Origin of the sequence: Streptococcus sp. C150, assembly GCF_000187445.1 — a bacterium.
Classification (GTDB): Bacteria; Bacillota; Bacilli; order Lactobacillales; family Streptococcaceae; genus Streptococcus; species Streptococcus raffinosi.
The window spans coordinates 575,575-590,395 of record NZ_GL698449.1; the positions used below are offsets into that span (position 1 = coordinate 575,575).

Annotated in this window: 15 protein-coding genes; 12 read left to right on the forward strand and 3 right to left on the reverse strand. The window is 37.9% G+C overall.

The window, feature by feature from the left end; genetic code table 11:
* Positions 1-31: 31 nt before the first annotated feature.
* The 3 genes from HMPREF0848_RS02760 to HMPREF0848_RS02770 all read left to right on the forward strand — a co-directional run bounded on the left by HMPREF0848_RS02760 (position 32) and on the right by HMPREF0848_RS02770 (position 2,641).
* Positions 32-532, forward strand: a complete 501-nt coding sequence (locus tag HMPREF0848_RS02760) for a GAF domain-containing protein (RefSeq protein WP_008534474.1) — start codon at positions 32-34, stop codon at positions 530-532.
* The gene (dnaX, locus tag HMPREF0848_RS02765) at positions 532-2,190 is read left to right on the forward strand and encodes a DNA polymerase III subunit gamma/tau (protein WP_008534477.1); all 1,659 of its coding nucleotides are present in this window, start codon (positions 532-534) and stop codon (positions 2,188-2,190) included. The genes HMPREF0848_RS02760 and dnaX overlap by 1 nt, the downstream gene beginning before the upstream one ends.
* A gap of 265 nt (positions 2,191-2,455) precedes the next feature.
* Positions 2,456-2,641, forward strand: coding sequence for a DUF3272 family protein (locus HMPREF0848_RS02770; RefSeq protein ID WP_008534478.1), 186 nt, complete (start codon positions 2,456-2,458; stop codon positions 2,639-2,641).
* Here the strand turns inward: HMPREF0848_RS02770 and birA are convergent.
* Positions 2,628-3,566, reverse strand: coding sequence for a bifunctional biotin--[acetyl-CoA-carboxylase] ligase/biotin operon repressor BirA (birA, locus tag HMPREF0848_RS02775; protein ID WP_008534480.1), 939 nt, complete (start codon positions 3,564-3,566; stop codon positions 2,628-2,630). The two genes, HMPREF0848_RS02770 and birA, sit on opposite strands and share 14 nt — an antisense overlap.
* A gap of 278 nt (positions 3,567-3,844) precedes the next feature.
* Between birA and metK the strand changes: the two genes are divergently transcribed.
* The 9 genes from metK to HMPREF0848_RS02815 all read left to right on the forward strand — a co-directional run bounded on the left by metK (position 3,845) and on the right by HMPREF0848_RS02815 (position 13,372).
* Positions 3,845-5,038, forward strand: coding sequence for a methionine adenosyltransferase (gene metK, locus HMPREF0848_RS02780; protein WP_008534481.1), 1,194 nt, complete (start codon positions 3,845-3,847; stop codon positions 5,036-5,038).
* 862 nt (positions 5,039-5,900) lie between these two features.
* Positions 5,901-7,052, forward strand: a complete 1,152-nt coding sequence (gene wecB / locus HMPREF0848_RS02785; protein ID WP_002889505.1) for a non-hydrolyzing UDP-N-acetylglucosamine 2-epimerase — start codon at positions 5,901-5,903, stop codon at positions 7,050-7,052.
* Positions 7,049-7,828 (forward strand): hypothetical protein, encoded by a 780-nt coding sequence (locus tag HMPREF0848_RS02790; protein WP_008534482.1) that lies wholly within the window; start codon positions 7,049-7,051, stop codon positions 7,826-7,828. The genes wecB and HMPREF0848_RS02790 overlap by 4 nt, the downstream gene beginning before the upstream one ends.
* 142 nt (positions 7,829-7,970) lie before the next feature.
* Positions 7,971-9,281: a glycosyltransferase family 2 protein gene (locus tag HMPREF0848_RS02795; protein WP_008534483.1), complete on the forward strand. Its 1,311-nt coding sequence runs from the start codon at positions 7,971-7,973 to the stop codon at positions 9,279-9,281.
* Positions 9,282-9,289: 8 nt separating this feature from the next.
* Positions 9,290-10,393, forward strand: coding sequence for a glycosyl hydrolase family 8 (locus HMPREF0848_RS02800; RefSeq protein WP_037608834.1), 1,104 nt, complete (start codon positions 9,290-9,292; stop codon positions 10,391-10,393).
* 269 nt (positions 10,394-10,662) lie between these two features.
* Positions 10,663-10,899 carry a DUF1146 family protein gene (locus tag HMPREF0848_RS10385; RefSeq protein ID WP_004182616.1) on the forward strand — a complete coding sequence of 79 codons (237 nt, stop codon included), beginning with the start codon at positions 10,663-10,665 and terminating at the stop codon, positions 10,897-10,899.
* A gap of 66 nt (positions 10,900-10,965) precedes the next feature.
* Entirely contained in the window at positions 10,966-12,237 is a 1,272-nt protein-coding gene (gene murA, locus HMPREF0848_RS02805; protein ID WP_008534485.1) for a UDP-N-acetylglucosamine 1-carboxyvinyltransferase, read from the forward strand.
* A gap of 1 nt (position 12,238) precedes the next feature.
* Positions 12,239-12,427, forward strand: a complete 189-nt coding sequence (locus tag HMPREF0848_RS02810) for a DNA-directed RNA polymerase subunit beta (protein ID WP_008534486.1) — start codon at positions 12,239-12,241, stop codon at positions 12,425-12,427.
* A gap of 63 nt (positions 12,428-12,490) precedes the next feature.
* On the forward strand, positions 12,491-13,372 hold the full coding sequence (locus HMPREF0848_RS02815) for a DNA/RNA non-specific endonuclease (protein ID WP_008534487.1): 882 nt from the start codon (positions 12,491-12,493) through the stop codon (positions 13,370-13,372).
* Between the two features lie 78 nt (positions 13,373-13,450).
* Here the strand turns inward: HMPREF0848_RS02815 and HMPREF0848_RS02820 are convergent, their stop codons facing one another.
* Both HMPREF0848_RS02820 and HMPREF0848_RS02825 read right to left on the reverse strand, forming a co-directional pair.
* Positions 13,451-14,101, reverse strand: coding sequence for an amino acid ABC transporter permease (locus tag HMPREF0848_RS02820; protein ID WP_002889495.1), 651 nt, complete (start codon positions 14,099-14,101; stop codon positions 13,451-13,453).
* A gap of 11 nt (positions 14,102-14,112) precedes the next feature.
* Positions 14,113-14,811: an amino acid ABC transporter permease gene (locus tag HMPREF0848_RS02825; protein ID WP_008534488.1), complete on the reverse strand. Its 699-nt coding sequence runs from the start codon at positions 14,809-14,811 to the stop codon at positions 14,113-14,115.
* Between the last annotated feature and the right edge of the window lie 10 nt (positions 14,812-14,821).

Below are 14,821 nucleotides of genomic sequence, written 5' to 3' on the forward strand. Positions count from 1 at the left end.
TTAAATACCTATCTTTGCTATAATAATAACTATGACTAAAGAAGAAAAAAATTCAGCTTATGAAATAATGATTGCCCAGGCAGAAGCACTTTTTGCTAATGAAGATAACGCTCTGGCCAACTTCGCCAATGCTTCGGCTCTCTTGAATACGACTTTGCCCAACTCAGTATTTACAGGCTTTTATCTGATGGATAATGTCAAAAATGAGTTAATCCTTGGACCATTTCAAGGTAAAGTGTCTTGTGTACACATTGCTCTGGAAAAAGGTGTTTGCGGTCAGTCAGCAGCTGAAAATAGGACTTTAATTGTAGAGGACGTCACCAAACATGCTAATTACATTGCTTGTGATTCTGCTGCTCGAAGTGAGATTGTTGTTCCAATGGTTAAGGATGGTAAATTAGTTGGTGTCCTTGATTTGGATTCTCACCAAGTAGGAGACTACGATGACGTTGATCAAGACTATCTTGAACAGTTTGTCAAAGTCCTACTTGAAAAAACAAATCTTACTTTTGCAATGTTTGAGGTTAACTAATGTATCAAGCCTTATATCGTAAATACCGTAGTCAAACTTTTGGCGAGATGGTTGGTCAAAAGGTGATTTCAACCACGCTAAAACAGGCGGTAGAGTCAGGAAAAATCAGCCATGCCTATCTCTTTTCTGGTCCACGTGGTACTGGTAAGACCAGTGCAGCAAAAATTTTTGCTAAAGCAATGAATTGTCCTAATCAGGTCGATGGTGAGCCATGTAACCATTGTGATATTTGTCGTGACATTACTAACGGCAGTCTCGAAGATGTCATTGAGATTGATGCGGCTTCCAATAACGGTGTGGACGAGATTCGTGAAATACGTGACAAATCAACCTACGCCCCAAGTCGTGCCACTTACAAGGTCTATATCATTGACGAGGTGCACATGCTGTCGACAGGTGCCTTTAATGCGCTTTTGAAGACCTTGGAGGAACCCACTGAAAATGTGGTTTTCATTCTTGCGACCACTGAGTTACACAAGATTCCAGCTACAATCTTGTCTCGTGTCCAACGTTTTGAATTTAAGGCTATTAAGCAAGCTGCTATAAAGGAACACTTGGCCTCAATTCTTAAGAAAGAGGGGATGACCTTTGATGACGAGGCTTTGACCATCATTGCCCGTCGTGCAGAGGGTGGTATGCGTGATGCCCTTTCGATTTTAGATCAGGCGTTGAGCCTTTCTTCAGACAATAATGTCAGTCAAGCTGTTGCGGAAGAAATCACAGGTTCTATCGGTCTGACTGCCTTGGATAGTTTTGTTGCTAATGTTCGTAATCAGGAAACCTCACAAGCCTTGTCAAATCTTGAAACACTCTTTGATAATGGTAAATCCATGAGTCGTTTTGCGACTGATCTCTTGGAGTATTTCCGTGATCTCCTTATTGTCCAAGCAGGTGGCGAAAATAGTCACCATAGTCCTCTTTTTGAAGAAAATTTATCCTTAGGACAAGACCACCTTTTTCAAATGATTGATACTGTGACAACCGCCTTACCTCAAATTAAGACAGGAACCCATCCCAAAATTTATGCGGAAATGCTGACGATTAAACTGTCTGAGACACATGCACAAGTCACACAAGAAATCCCAGAAAATTTACAAGAAGAGTTAGACCGTCTTCGTCATGAGGTAGAGGAACTTCGTAAGGCTCTCAAGGAAGGTCAAAGTCAGGGACAAGGACTAGCAGCGCCAACTCGAAAGGCAAAACCGACCTACCAGTATAAGGTTGACTCTGAGAAAATACTGACTATCATGCGTGAGACTATGGAAAATCCACAAAAGTCACGACAATGTTTGGATGCCCTTAAAGCAACTTGGTCTGAAATTTTGGATTCAATCAGTCCACAATATAGAGCGCTTTTGAATGGTTCAGAACCTGTTCTTGCCAACCAAGAAAATGCGATTCTGGCTTTTAATGCGGCTTTTAATGCTGAGCAGGTGATGAAACGTAGTAATCTTAACGCTATTTTTGGAAATATTATGAGTTCAGCGGCTGGTTTTTCACCTAATATCATGGCTGTCCCGAAAGCAGAATTTGAAAAACTTCGCACAGAATTCGCACGAAGCCTAAAATCCAAAGAAGAATTGGAAAAAGAAGATCGTGAAGAGTACATCCCAAAAGAACTTGAGTTCCTCTCTGATGTGGTAGAAATAGAGGACTAAAAAGGTCCAGTGGACCTTTTTAGGTCCGAGCCTAGAAATGAGAAAGTGAGGAAGGACCAGTGGACCTTTTTAGGTCTGAGCCAAGAAATGCAAAAGCGAGGAAGGACCAGTGGCCCTTTTTAGGTCCGAGCCAGAAATGAGAAAGCTAAAATTTTGCTCATACATTTGAAGCGTCAACCAATATATCTTACTCTCCAGCAGTTGTAAAAATGAAAAGAGCCTAGTTTACTTGTACTAGGCTCTGCTTATCTGATATAATGGACGTATGATACAACAAATATTGTTTATAACGCTTGAAACTATCTTTGAAACGGTTTGTTTTAATTACAGTTTACAGCATGGAAATTATTTTTTTACAGCCTTTTTTGGTTATCTACTCTTACGTCGTCTTTGGACCACTTATATTGTTTCACGTATTGCACGTGCAGCTAATAAGTCTACCAAGAAGTAAGGCTAACTTCGCCTGCGGTCAGCCATTTTCTCTGACCGTCGTCAGTAAGGACCAGAAGTTGCCCCTTGTCGCCAATTTCTTTGGCAATACCAGTATAAGATTTTCCAGCCTGTTCAAAAGTCACTTGTTTGTCTAAAACGAGGGACTTTTCTTTATAGACTTTGACCAAGTCCGCAGTTGGAATAGTTAAAAAGAGCTTCCAAATTTCCGAAATGAGCTGGTTCCGAGTGATGCTTGGTTTTTCAGAATTAAAAAGACTGGTTGCTTTCGTAGCTAACTCTTCAGGAAAATCACTGATTGAGAAGTTAAGCCCAACCCCGATGATGACATCTGTGATGCGACCAGATTCGATAGAGCTAATGGCTTCGGTAAGAACACCGGCCATTTTTTTGTTGTTCAGATAGATATCGTTGACCCATTTGATGTCTGTATCTACGCCTGTAAGTCGCTGAATGGCTTTGACAATGGCAGCCGCTACCATCATGGTATAAGGTGGTAACTCAGTATAATGACAGTTTGGTTTAAGATGAATACTCATATAGATACCACCGTGAGGGGTTGTATAAAAGTGACGTTCAAAGCGTCCCTTGGCTGATCCTTGGTTAGGAGCGAGATAAAGGGCAGGAACAGGGTCTTGTCTTTCCATACCATGTTTAGCATCAAGTTGGGTAGAAGTGGAATCTGGATTTAAGTAGACAGGAAAGTTGAGCTGGTCTGAAATGTCTTGTGGAAGAAGGATATCACCTTTTTCTAGGCGGTAGCCTTTTTTTCGGACACTTGTAATGACGATTCCTTGATTCTGAAGGGTCTGAATAGCCTTCCAAATGGCTGTTCGTGAGATACCAAGTTCTTTAGCGAGGTTTTCTCCAGTAACAAAATCAGGACTCTTTGCTAATATTTCATAAACACGTTCATAAGTTTTCATATCTTAAGTATACTCTAAAATACCCTAAAATGCTTGCTATAAGATAATGATAAGGCTTGATAATTAATAACTATATGACTAGACAAGAAAAACGTGTTATAATGGAATTTAGTTATTAAGTCCCGATAAGGCAGCAGTCATCCTAGCTTGGCTGTTGGTTCTTTGTAACTTTTTAACGGCGTAAGACTCATAGTAGAGTCAGCTTTTTTTCTATCAGAAGGCGATGTGATTTGCTTTGTCTGATATTATTTATTCATATTAAAAGGGGGACATTTTATATGTCAGAACGTAAACTTTTCACGTCTGAATCAGTATCTGAAGGGCATCCAGATAAAATTGCAGACCAAATTTCAGATGCCATTCTTGATGCGATTTTAGCAGAAGATCCAGATGCACACGTCGCAGCGGAAACAGCTGTCTACACTGGCTCAGTCCATGTTTTTGGTGAAGTTTCTACAACTGCCTATGTGGACATTAACCGAGTGGTTCGTGATACTATCGCAGAAATTGGTTATAACAATGCAGAATACGGCTTTGCAGCAGAATCTGTTGGGGTTCACCCATCATTGATTGAACAATCTCCTGATATTGCTCAAGGTGTCAATGAAGCACTTGAAGTGCGTGGAGCTGGTGACCAAGATCCACTTGATCTTATTGGAGCAGGAGACCAAGGTTTGATGTTTGGTTTCGCTATTGATGAAACTCCAGAGTTGATGCCACTTCCAGTTAGCCTTTCACATAAATTGGTTAAAAAATTGGCGGATTTGCGTAAATCTGGTGAAATTTCTTACCTTCGTCCAGATGCTAAGTCTCAGGTTACTGTTGAGTATGATGAAAATGACCAACCAGTACGTGTCGATACAGTCGTTATTTCTACACAACATGATCCTGAAGCAACTAACGATCAAATTCGTCAAGATGTTATTGAAAAAGTTATTAAGACAGTTATTCCAGCAGAATACTTGGATGATGAGACCAAATTCTTTATCAACCCAACAGGTCGTTTTGTAATCGGTGGTCCTCAAGGGGATTCTGGTTTGACTGGTCGTAAGATTATTGTTGATACTTATGGTGGTTACTCAAGACACGGTGGTGGTGCCTTTTCTGGTAAGGATGCTACTAAGGTTGACCGCTCAGCTTCATATGCCGCTCGCTATATTGCTAAAAACATCGTAGCTGCTGGTCTTGCTAAGAAAGCAGAAGTGCAATTGGCTTATGCTATTGGTGTGGCTAACCCAGTTTCTGTCCGTGTTGATACCTTTGGAACGGCGACAGTTGCTGAAAGCAAACTCGAAGCTGCTGTCCGTGATCTCTTTGACTTGCGACCTGCTGGTATCATTCAAATGCTTGACCTTAAGCGTCCAATCTACCGTCAAACAGCGGCTTATGGTCACATGGGACGTACAGATATTGATCTTCCGTGGGAAAAATTGGACAAGGTTGAAGCGTTGAAAGAAGCTGTCAATCATTAAGAAATAGAATTAGAAATAAAAAATCAGAATTTTAATAGGAATTCTGATTTTTTTATGTGCAAAGCCATTTAAATACAAAAGCCTGTTTAATTATTATTTATTAAAATATAGATAAATATCATTTGATTAGTATTTGTTAAGTAGGAACGTTTAATTCAAACGACTTCATTATAATGGTTATCACATACATTAAAATAATAAAAAATTGAAAAAAAGGTTGAGAAATAAAAATAACATGTTATAATTATAGCGTCTATATGAATGGGGAATATTGGTAGTAGTAACTTAAAGCCAACTTGTTTGTAATCTATTGACTCTTTTGGGGAGAGTATTTAACGATTACATGTTGGTACTTGGTACTAGTTGATATGGTATTGGGTTATCATACCGATATTTTGATTTGTAAGATAGGGATAGAGCGTAAGTAAAGGGGACGCTCTTTAAAAATGGGGAGAAGTTTTTATGAAATATATGTAAATTAGCAATACTGCTGGATTCAAAAACACTTTTATTAGCAAAGCGTTTTTTCTCCTGCAGTTTTTTTTATTTATTAAATAGTGTATTTTTAAATTCGAGGGAGAAGACTAAATAGCTCAAAACCATTGATATCCTTGGGTGATATGAGTTGACTTTTGTCTTAACTTCTTGAATTTTATACGTAATGATAGTCTTTTTATTGAGACCTTTTTCTTTGTCTACTTTACATCATTTCGAAATATGACCAATAAGCCAGGGCATTCCCTTTAATGCTTTTGGAGGAAGAATATCTCATTTTCCTTATTATTGGGGATAATAGAGTGATAATGTAGAGTGTTATTTGTCAATATTATATTGATTTCGTATAGGTCATAGGGGGGATCTTATGGGAAAATTAAATATTATGGTTGTCTTTGGGACAAGACCAGAGGCAATTAAGATGGCGCCGTTAATTCTTGAGTTGAAAAAACATCAAGAAACCATTAATACTATTACAGTAGTCACAGCTCAACACCGTCAAATGCTTGACCAAGTTTTGGAGACTTTTGAGATAGTTCCTGATTATGATTTGGATATCATGGGAAAAAACCAATCACTTCAGGAAATTACTTCTAAAATCTTGGCTAATTTTGATCCAGTTGTTAAGAAGGAACAACCTGATTTGGTTTTGGTTCATGGTGATACAACAACAACATTTGCTGCTGGTTTGGTTGCATTTTACAATAAAGTAAGTATCGGTCACGTTGAGGCTGGGCTTAGAACTTATGATAAATATTCACCATATCCAGAGGAAATGAATCGTCAGATGACTGACAGCCTTTCTGATTTGTATTTTGCACCTACTCAAGAAAGTAAAGCAAACTTATTGTCGGAAAATCATAAAAAAGAGGCAATTTATGTCACTGGTAACACAGCGATTGATGCCTTAAAACTTACAGTTAAAGATAATTATTATCATGAAGTTCTCGATAAAATCGATGAGAATAAAAAAATTATCTTAGTAACAATGCACCGAAGAGAGAATCAAGGTGAGCCAATGCGTCGAGTATTTAAAACTCTTCGTCATATGGTAGATGAGCATTCTGAAATTGAAGTGGTTTACCCTGTTCATTTGAGCCCTTCTGTACAAGCTGCAGCAAAGGAAATTTTAGGTGACCATGATAGAATTCATCTTATTGCACCTTTAGATGTCTTTGATTTTCATAATTTAGCTTCTAGAAGTTACTTTATTATGTCAGATTCTGGTGGTGTTCAAGAAGAAGCTCCATCACTTGGAAAACCTGTTTTAGTATTACGAGATACAACAGAGCGTCCAGAAGGTGTTAAAGCAGGAACATTGAAACTTGTCGGAACTGATCCAGACAAGGTGAAAGAAGCAATGACTTCACTTTTAACTGATGAAGCTCTTTATAAAGAAATGTCTGAAGCTCCTAATCCTTATGGTGATGGTAAAGCATCTGAGAGAATTGTTCAAGCGATTAAAGTGTACTTTAATTTGGAAGATTCTGTATCAGAGTTTCACGAAGGAGGAAATTGAGTGTGAAAAGAGATAAAAAAATCTGGTATTGGATTTTATGTTTGATTTTCTTTGAAGCATTACTATTTCTCTACTGTAATCAAGTCAATCCTAATTTATTCATGTTTGAAGCTTTCTTTCTGATTTTAGGTATTGCTGCAGTATGTTTCTTAACAGAGATTCTGATTACTTGGCTAATCATTTTAAGTTTTGCTTTAAGTATCTTTGTATTGGTTAGTGGTGTTGTCTATCTTCCACTAAATGATACATTATTTCTTATATTCAGTTTTCCTTTGTTAATGGGGATACTTTCAAAGATTAAGTATTACTTCTATAAATTTATTTCATCTGTTCAGATTGAAGAAGTCAAGGCTAGTAACGCTTATCGTGATTTATTAGGGGATAAAAAACCTGTTCAAGCACTTTTGATACATTGGTCTCATGAAGAACAATTCTTTGAATTGAGTCCTCGTGAATATAACCATTTGCTTACTAGTATCTATCATCAGATTTCAGATAAGCTGGATCGCTTTGAGCAAGTCTTTTATGTTTCTGAGGGGAGCTACTTAATCCTTTCAAAAAATAAATCGAGAAATCTAGAAAAGATTTATAAAACTAGTCTTGAAGAAGATCTAAAAGAAATGACATTCACTTGGGGAAGTAGTTATCAAGGTATTCAATTTCAATCAGGTTTTCTTGTCATTGATAAAAAGAATTCCAAAAAATTTGATAACTATAGTGAATTAATGAGTAATTTAAACCGTCAGTTAGAAACGGATATTATTGTTGAGTATTAGGGGGAAGTTATGACTATTACAAACTTGTTTTTTGTATTTGCTTTATGTATTAGCCTTATTTTTGCGATTGCTTTCATTGTTTTGTTTACTGTTTATACAGTAATATATGAACGTGTTTCTCATAATTTCAAGGCGGTGAAACATGGTTAGTCAGTTTTTAATGATTTTCACCCTAATATCCATCTGGATTTCCTTAATTTGGGGTGTTGTTATTCTGGTATCAGGTGTTCATTTTTGGTTGAAACATAGTGATTTTAAGGTTGATAAGGAGAAACTTCCTTATTATCCTAAGGTTACGATTGTAGTTCCAGCCCATAATGAAGATGTTGTTATCTCTCAAACGGCTCAAGCTATCTTGAATATGAATTATCCTCATGACAAGGTTGAGCTACTTTTGTTTGCGGATAACTGTTCAGATAATACTTACCAAGAGTGTTTAGCTGTTCAAGCCATGCCAGAGTACGCTGGACGTAATATTACCATTATTAATCGTAAGGGTACTGGTGGTAAAGCAGGTGTTCTGAACGATGCCCTTAAAATGGCTGATGGAGAATATATCTGTATTTATGATGCGGATGCCATGCCTGAAACTAATGCACTTTACTTCTTAGTTAAAGAAGTGATGAAGGATCCAGAACAAAGAGTGGCGTCCTTTGGCCGTAATAAAACAAGAAATGCAAAACAAAATTTCTTAACACGTTGTATCAATCAAGAGATTGTTGTCACACAACGTGTTCACCATGTTGGAATGTGGCATTTATTTAAAATTGGTCGTATTCCAGGAACGAACTTCATTATTCAAACTGAATTCGTTAAAAGTATTGGTGGTTGGCGAAATGGTGCCTTGACCGAAGATACCGATATTTCCTTCAAGATTATGCAAAGTGGTAAATTAATTGCCCTGGCATATAATTCTGAAGCCTTCCAACAAGAACCTGAAACGCTTAAAAGTTATTATATGCAACGTAAGCGTTGGGCAAAAGGTAATTACGAAGTTGTTATCTCGAACTTTAAACATTTGTTTGGTAAAGGAAATTGGCGTGTAAAACTAGAAGTAGCGAATTACTCTTGTATTTTCTTCTGGTTTAATGGTGCAATTGTCTTATCTGATTTAATCTTCTTTGCTAATGTCTTAGCCATTGTTTTACATATCTTTTTCCCAACCGTGCAGATTCCGTTTGCCTTTGATGCAAATAATATTTACATTGCTCAATTAATGTTGTTTAACTGGCTCTTGATGATTGGATTATATTTATTGCAAATCAACGTTGCCCTAGCTTCACAATTTGGACAAGCAACCAGCAAACAAATTTGGTTAGCGATTCTCTCTTATTTTAGTTACGCACAGTTATTCATTATTGTTTCTTTAGATTCGTTGTGGTCTATTATCATGGATAAAATTCTTCATCGTGAAGGAACAACATGGGTTAAAACTAAGCGTTTTGCAGAATAGGAGTATGTATGAAAACAAAATATTTTAAATATTTATGGTTTGTAGTTATCCTTGGCTTATTTGTTTTTTCAATGTTTACCATAAGAATGAAAACGAAAACTGATATTCAAGATAGAATTTATCAAAAATGGGAAAAACACTTCGTGGTCAAAAAAGGCAACGAAGCATATGTCAAAACTACTAATGACAAAGACAAAGATGTTGTTCTTTCCGAGTCACAAAGTTACGGAATGCTAATCACTGTGCGAGCAGCTAAGAAAGGTTTAGCTAATCAAAAAGATTTTGAAAGACTCTACAAGTATTATTTGTCACATCGTATTGAAGGCAATCAATTGATGTCTTGGGAACAAATTGTTCAAAAAAGTGCTAAAAATGTTGATGATCACAATGCAACTGACGGGGACCTTTATATTGCCTATGCCTTGATTGAAGCTTCAAAACAATGGCCAAGCCATAAAGATGAGTATCAAACACAGGCCAAGGCCCTCTTGCAGGATATTCTCAAGTATAACTATAATGAAAATACTGGAATTTTGACTGTTGGGAACTGGGCGAACAAAGATTCCAAATATTATAATCTTATGAGAACTTCAGATACTGTACCTAAGCAGTTCCAAGCTTTTTATGAAGTTACAAAAGATAAAAAATGGTTGGATATTAATAACAAGATGTTAAGTAGTCTTGAAACGATCAGTTCTAAAACGAAGACTGGATTAATTCCAGACTTTATCTGGGTGGATGAATCAGGGGCTCGTGTGGTTAAGCCTTACACCATCTCAAATCAGTTTGATTCAACGTATTCTTATAATGCTTGTCGTCTTCCATACAATCTTACTCAGAGTAACGATGAAAAGAGTCAGAAAGTCCTTAATAAGATGTTGGATTTCTTTATGACTCAGAAAAATGTCTTTTCAAATTACAATTTGTCTGGTAAGTTTTTAGACGACCACCAAGCTGCAAGTTTTAAAGCACCAATTGCTTTTGCGGCTGAGAAGGATCAAAAGTACTTGAAATTAGTTCAGCAGAATAAGATTGTCTTTATGCAGGATCTTCCTGTTAAGAATTACTATGATTCTGCGATTATTACTTTAGTAGCCATGGAATTCTTCTAAGTAATAGTTAACTAATGACTCAAAATCTTCCCTAAACCTGTTATTTGGAAACAGTAGCATTAGGGAAGATTTTTTCTTACGACTAATGATTGAAAATAAATTAAATTTTAATCTCGAATGAGCACGGAAAATCTCATTTTGAAAGGTTCTTAAGTTGGTTAACAATGGCTCTTAATGGTGAAAACTAATAAAGAAATCAAATGCAAAAAGTCGTATTTTTAATGATTCTTCTTATGTTTTATGTAAGTCTTCTATGATATAATAGTTTGATGACTATTTTAAATGATATGGTTCCTCTAGCGAGCCACTTGGTTTTTATTGGTTTAACTTATCAGATGGTGAATACGCTTTTTGATTGGGAAAAAATAACCAAGAATGTTATTGTTAACACTGGGAAATTGAGATTATTCTTGCTTTTTATTAGTATTGCCATTGGTTTTCTAGTAAGTTCATTCTTTATATATGTTTTAACGCTATGTCAATCGTTAGCAAGCTCAATATCTTAAATTAGTGATTATAAAAGACTTTTGATATAATACAAAAAGATGAATTGACCCTTGAAAGGAATCCTTATGGATAAAATTATTGTACAGGGTGGCAACACTCGATTAAGTGGTGAGGTTGTCATTGAAGGAGCTAAAAACGCTGTTTTGCCATTATTGGCTGCGACTATTTTAGCCTCTGAAGGTCAGACAACCTTGACTAATGTTCCAATCTTGTCAGATGTTTACACCATGAATAATGTGGTTCGTGGCTTGGATATTGCTGTAGACTTTGACGAAGAAAATAATACTGTAGTAGTTGATGCTAGTGGTGAGATTCTAGATCAAGCGCCATACGAATATGTTAGTAAAATGCGTGCTTCCATCGTAGTACTTGGACCTATTCTTGCTCGTAATGGTCATGCTAAGGTTTCTATGCCTGGTGGTTGTACCATCGGTAGTCGTCCGATTGACCTCCACCTCAAAGGTTTGGAAGCTATGGGAGCTAAGATTACCCAGGTTGGTGGTGATATTACAGCAACTGCTGATAAACTCAAAGGTGCAACAATTTATATGGACTTTCCATCTGTCGGTGCCACTCAGAACCTTATGATGGCAGCGACTTTGGCTGATGGAGTCACAACTATTGAAAATGCCGCGCGTGAACCAGAAATTGTTGATTTAGCTTTACTTCTAAATGAAATGGGGGCAGATGTCAAAGGTGCTGGAACTGAAACACTCGTGATTAAAGGAGTAAAATCTCTTCATGGTACCCAGCATGCGGTTGTTCAGGACCGTATTGAAGCAGGTACTTTTATGGTAGCAGCAGCTATGACGTCAGGAGATATTCTTATCAAAGATGCCATCTGGGAGCACAACCGTCCTTTGATTTCTAAATTACTGGAAATGGGTGTTGACGTTAAGGAAGAAGAAGGAGGCATTCGTGTTACATCTGATGTTTCGAAATTGAAACCAGTAACCGTTAAAACTCTTCCTCATCCAGGTTTTCCAACGGATATGCAGGCCCAATTCACAGCGCTTATGGCAGTGGTTAAGGGTGAATCAACGATGATTGAAACTGTCTTTGAAAATCGTTTCCAACATCTGGAAGAAATGCGTCGTATGGGACTTCATTCAGAAATTCTTCGAGATACTGCAATGATTCACGGTGGTTTGCCACTTCAAGGTGCTCAAGTTATGTCTACTGACCTTCGAGCATCTGCGGCCCTTATTTTGACAGGGATGGTTGCTGAAGGGACAACGACAGTTGGTAAATTGACACACTTGGATCGTGGTTACTATCAATTCCATGAGAAACTAGCTAAACTAGGAGCAAATATTTCACGTGTAAGTGAGGGCTAGTATGGAAACTGGTAAAGGCTATGTTTTTCGTCAATTATTGCTTGTTTTAATCGTTTGTTTGGTTAGTCTTGCTTTTCTGGCCCTTGGTTTAATGGTTGGTTATGCCGTCTTAGGCGAGGGTAAGGATCCAATAAACATCTTAAAACCAGAAACCTGGCAAGCAATCGTTGCTAAATTTACAGGAAAATAAAAGGGAGTGGGCTGTCGTCCTACTCCTTTACTTATGCAGATTCATAGAAATAGGAAGAACACGATGGCAAAAAGAAAGACATCTTTAACGAATAAACAGAAACGTCAGATTTTCTCATTACTGATAGCAGTCTTGGTAGTAGTTCTAGGTTATATTGGGACGAGTAATAAGCTTTCGCCTAATAATCCAATCAAGCAGGTAGCCAGTCTACTCTCGGGAAAATCCAATAACTCCGTAAAATCTAACGGTTCAACAAGTGGTCAGTCTACACCACAAGAGCAGCTTGCTGAGACAGTGATGACTAGCTCTGTCAAGAGTCAACTTGGAAACTCCATAGAATGGAATGGGGCAGGGGCCTATATTATTAATGGGAACAAGACAAATCTAAATGCTAAGGTATCTAGCCAACCCTATGCTAATAACCAAGTCAAAACGGTTCAAGGCCAAACAGTTCCTACAGTAGCCAATGCCTTGTTAAGTAAAGCGACAAGACAGTATAAGAACCGTCAAGAAACAGGTAATGGATCAACATCATGGACACCAGCTGGATGGCACCAGGTCCAAAATCTATCAGGAGAGTATAGTCATGCCGTAGACAGGGGGCATTTGTTAGGTTATGCACTAGTTGGAGGTTTGAAGGGATTTGATGCCTCCACTTCAAATCCTGAGAATATTGCAGTTCAAACAGCTTGGGCCAACGAGGCCAATAGTGATAATTCTACAGGACAGAACTATTATGAAAGTCTTGTACGGAAAGCTCAGGATAAAAACAAACGTGTCCGTTACCGTGTCACTTTAATTTATGATGGAGATAACCTTATACCATCAGGAACGCATCTTGAAGCCAAGTCAGCTGACGGATCCCTTGAGTTCAATGTCTTTGTTCCTAATGTACAAGAGGGGATTACCCTAGATTATTATTCAGGTAAAGTAACAGTGAATTAGAGAAAGAAATAACGACTCCAATTGGGGTCGTTATTTTTAAAGTTCAAAAAACGAAAAACCCACCCGAAGGTGAGTTTCTTATTCACTAGCTTGCTCCCATTGTTTAGAGAGGTAGCGAGAGTAGCTAGAGATGGCGAAGTTAACCACGAAATAAGCTAAAGCCACGATACCGTACAAGGTAAAAATTTGGCTTGGTTCGTAGTAACCACCCATCAAAATTTGACTCTTACCAAACAATTCTTGTAAGGCAATAACAGAGTAAAGGAAAGAAGTATCCTTGATGACTGTTACAAACTGAGAAATAATTGATGGTAACATCTTACGGATAGCCTGTGGGAAGATAATGTAAACAAAGATTTGCTTATTGGTAAATCCTTGTGACAATCCAGCTTCCGTTTGTCCATGGTCAATAGAGTTGAGTCCTCCACGAATAATTTCTGCCAAGGCAGCAGACGTGAAGACTGTGAAAGAGGTAATTCCTGCTGCTGTAGACTTAAGTTGGAAGACCAAGAAAATAATGAAAATCCAAAGCAAGTTAGGTACATTACGCACAAACTCAATATAGATAGAAGCTATCCAACGAAGAATAGGATTTTTGCCGTTACGCATGACCGCAAGAATGGTTCCGAAAAAGGTAGATAGCACAATGATGAAGAAAGACAAGTAAAGTGTCGTCCACAACCCTTGTGCCAAGAATTTAAGGTTAGTAGCTGATAAAACTTCTGACATAGTGGACCTCCTTAGTATGCTTTCTTATTCTCTTCTTCTTTACGACGTGCCCAAGTTGCAAGAGGGAAACACATGATAAAGTAGAGAAGAGCAGCTCCAGCAAAGGCCGGCACATAATTGGTTGTATCATAAGCCCAAGCCTTAGCCGTGAACATAATATCTGCACCAGAGATGATGGCAACTGTTGAAGTGTTCTTAATCAAGTTAACCACTTGGTTGGTAAGTGGTGGCAAGATAGTACGAACAGCTTGAGGCAAGATAATGATACGCATGGTATCGGCATAGGTAAACCCTTGAGACAAAGCCGCTTCGGTTTGACCTTTAGGAACAGCCTCAATACCCGTACGAATAATTTCAGAGATATAGGCTCCAGTGTAGATACCCACACAGAGGATAGCCGTCAATGAAATAGGAAGCATGATATGGCCGTCCGTCAAGATTGAAATCCCATAGAAGACAACCACGAATTGGACAAGCAGTGGTGTGTTTTGGAAGATTTCGACATAAACACGAGCAATGCCACGAAGCACCTTGTTATGAGTTGAACTCATGGCACCAAAGATGAGCCCAAGAAGAAGGGCAACAATCAAGGCACCAATCGAAATACCGAGGGTGTAGAAGAAGCCTTTAGCAAATTGTCCAAAGTTAGCGAAGAAAGCAGCCCAACGTTCAAGAGCGAAAGGACTAGCCGTTTCAGTTAAAAGATACATATATTCAGGA

What these genes read in the sequence shown, in the direction of transcription:
- HMPREF0848_RS02770 (WP_008534478.1), top strand. Translation starts at nt 2,456, where the DNA reads ATGATACAACAAATATTGTTTATAACGCTTGAAACTATCTTTGAAACG.
- HMPREF0848_RS02810 (WP_008534486.1), top strand. Translation starts at nt 12,239, where the DNA reads ATGGAAACTGGTAAAGGCTATGTTTTTCGTCAATTATTGCTTGTTTTA.
- dnaX (WP_008534477.1), top strand. Translation starts at nt 532, where the DNA reads ATGTATCAAGCCTTATATCGTAAATACCGTAGTCAAACTTTTGGCGAG.
- birA (WP_008534480.1), bottom strand. Translation starts at nt 3,566, where the DNA reads ATGAAAACTTATGAACGTGTTTATGAAATATTAGCAAAGAGTCCTGAT.
- HMPREF0848_RS02795 (WP_008534483.1), top strand. Translation starts at nt 7,971, where the DNA reads ATGGTTAGTCAGTTTTTAATGATTTTCACCCTAATATCCATCTGGATT.
- HMPREF0848_RS02800 (WP_037608834.1), top strand. Translation starts at nt 9,290, where the DNA reads ATGAAAACAAAATATTTTAAATATTTATGGTTTGTAGTTATCCTTGGC.
- HMPREF0848_RS02825 (WP_008534488.1), bottom strand. Translation starts at nt 14,811, where the DNA reads ATGTATCTTTTAACTGAAACGGCTAGTCCTTTCGCTCTTGAACGTTGG.
- HMPREF0848_RS02760 (WP_008534474.1), top strand. Translation starts at nt 32, where the DNA reads ATGACTAAAGAAGAAAAAAATTCAGCTTATGAAATAATGATTGCCCAG.
- wecB (WP_002889505.1), top strand. Translation starts at nt 5,901, where the DNA reads ATGGGAAAATTAAATATTATGGTTGTCTTTGGGACAAGACCAGAGGCA.
- HMPREF0848_RS02820 (WP_002889495.1), bottom strand. Translation starts at nt 14,101, where the DNA reads ATGTCAGAAGTTTTATCAGCTACTAACCTTAAATTCTTGGCACAAGGG.
- metK (WP_008534481.1), top strand. Translation starts at nt 3,845, where the DNA reads ATGTCAGAACGTAAACTTTTCACGTCTGAATCAGTATCTGAAGGGCAT.
- HMPREF0848_RS02815 (WP_008534487.1), top strand. Translation starts at nt 12,491, where the DNA reads ATGGCAAAAAGAAAGACATCTTTAACGAATAAACAGAAACGTCAGATT.
- HMPREF0848_RS10385 (WP_004182616.1), top strand. Translation starts at nt 10,663, where the DNA reads ATGACTATTTTAAATGATATGGTTCCTCTAGCGAGCCACTTGGTTTTT.
- murA (WP_008534485.1), top strand. Translation starts at nt 10,966, where the DNA reads ATGGATAAAATTATTGTACAGGGTGGCAACACTCGATTAAGTGGTGAG.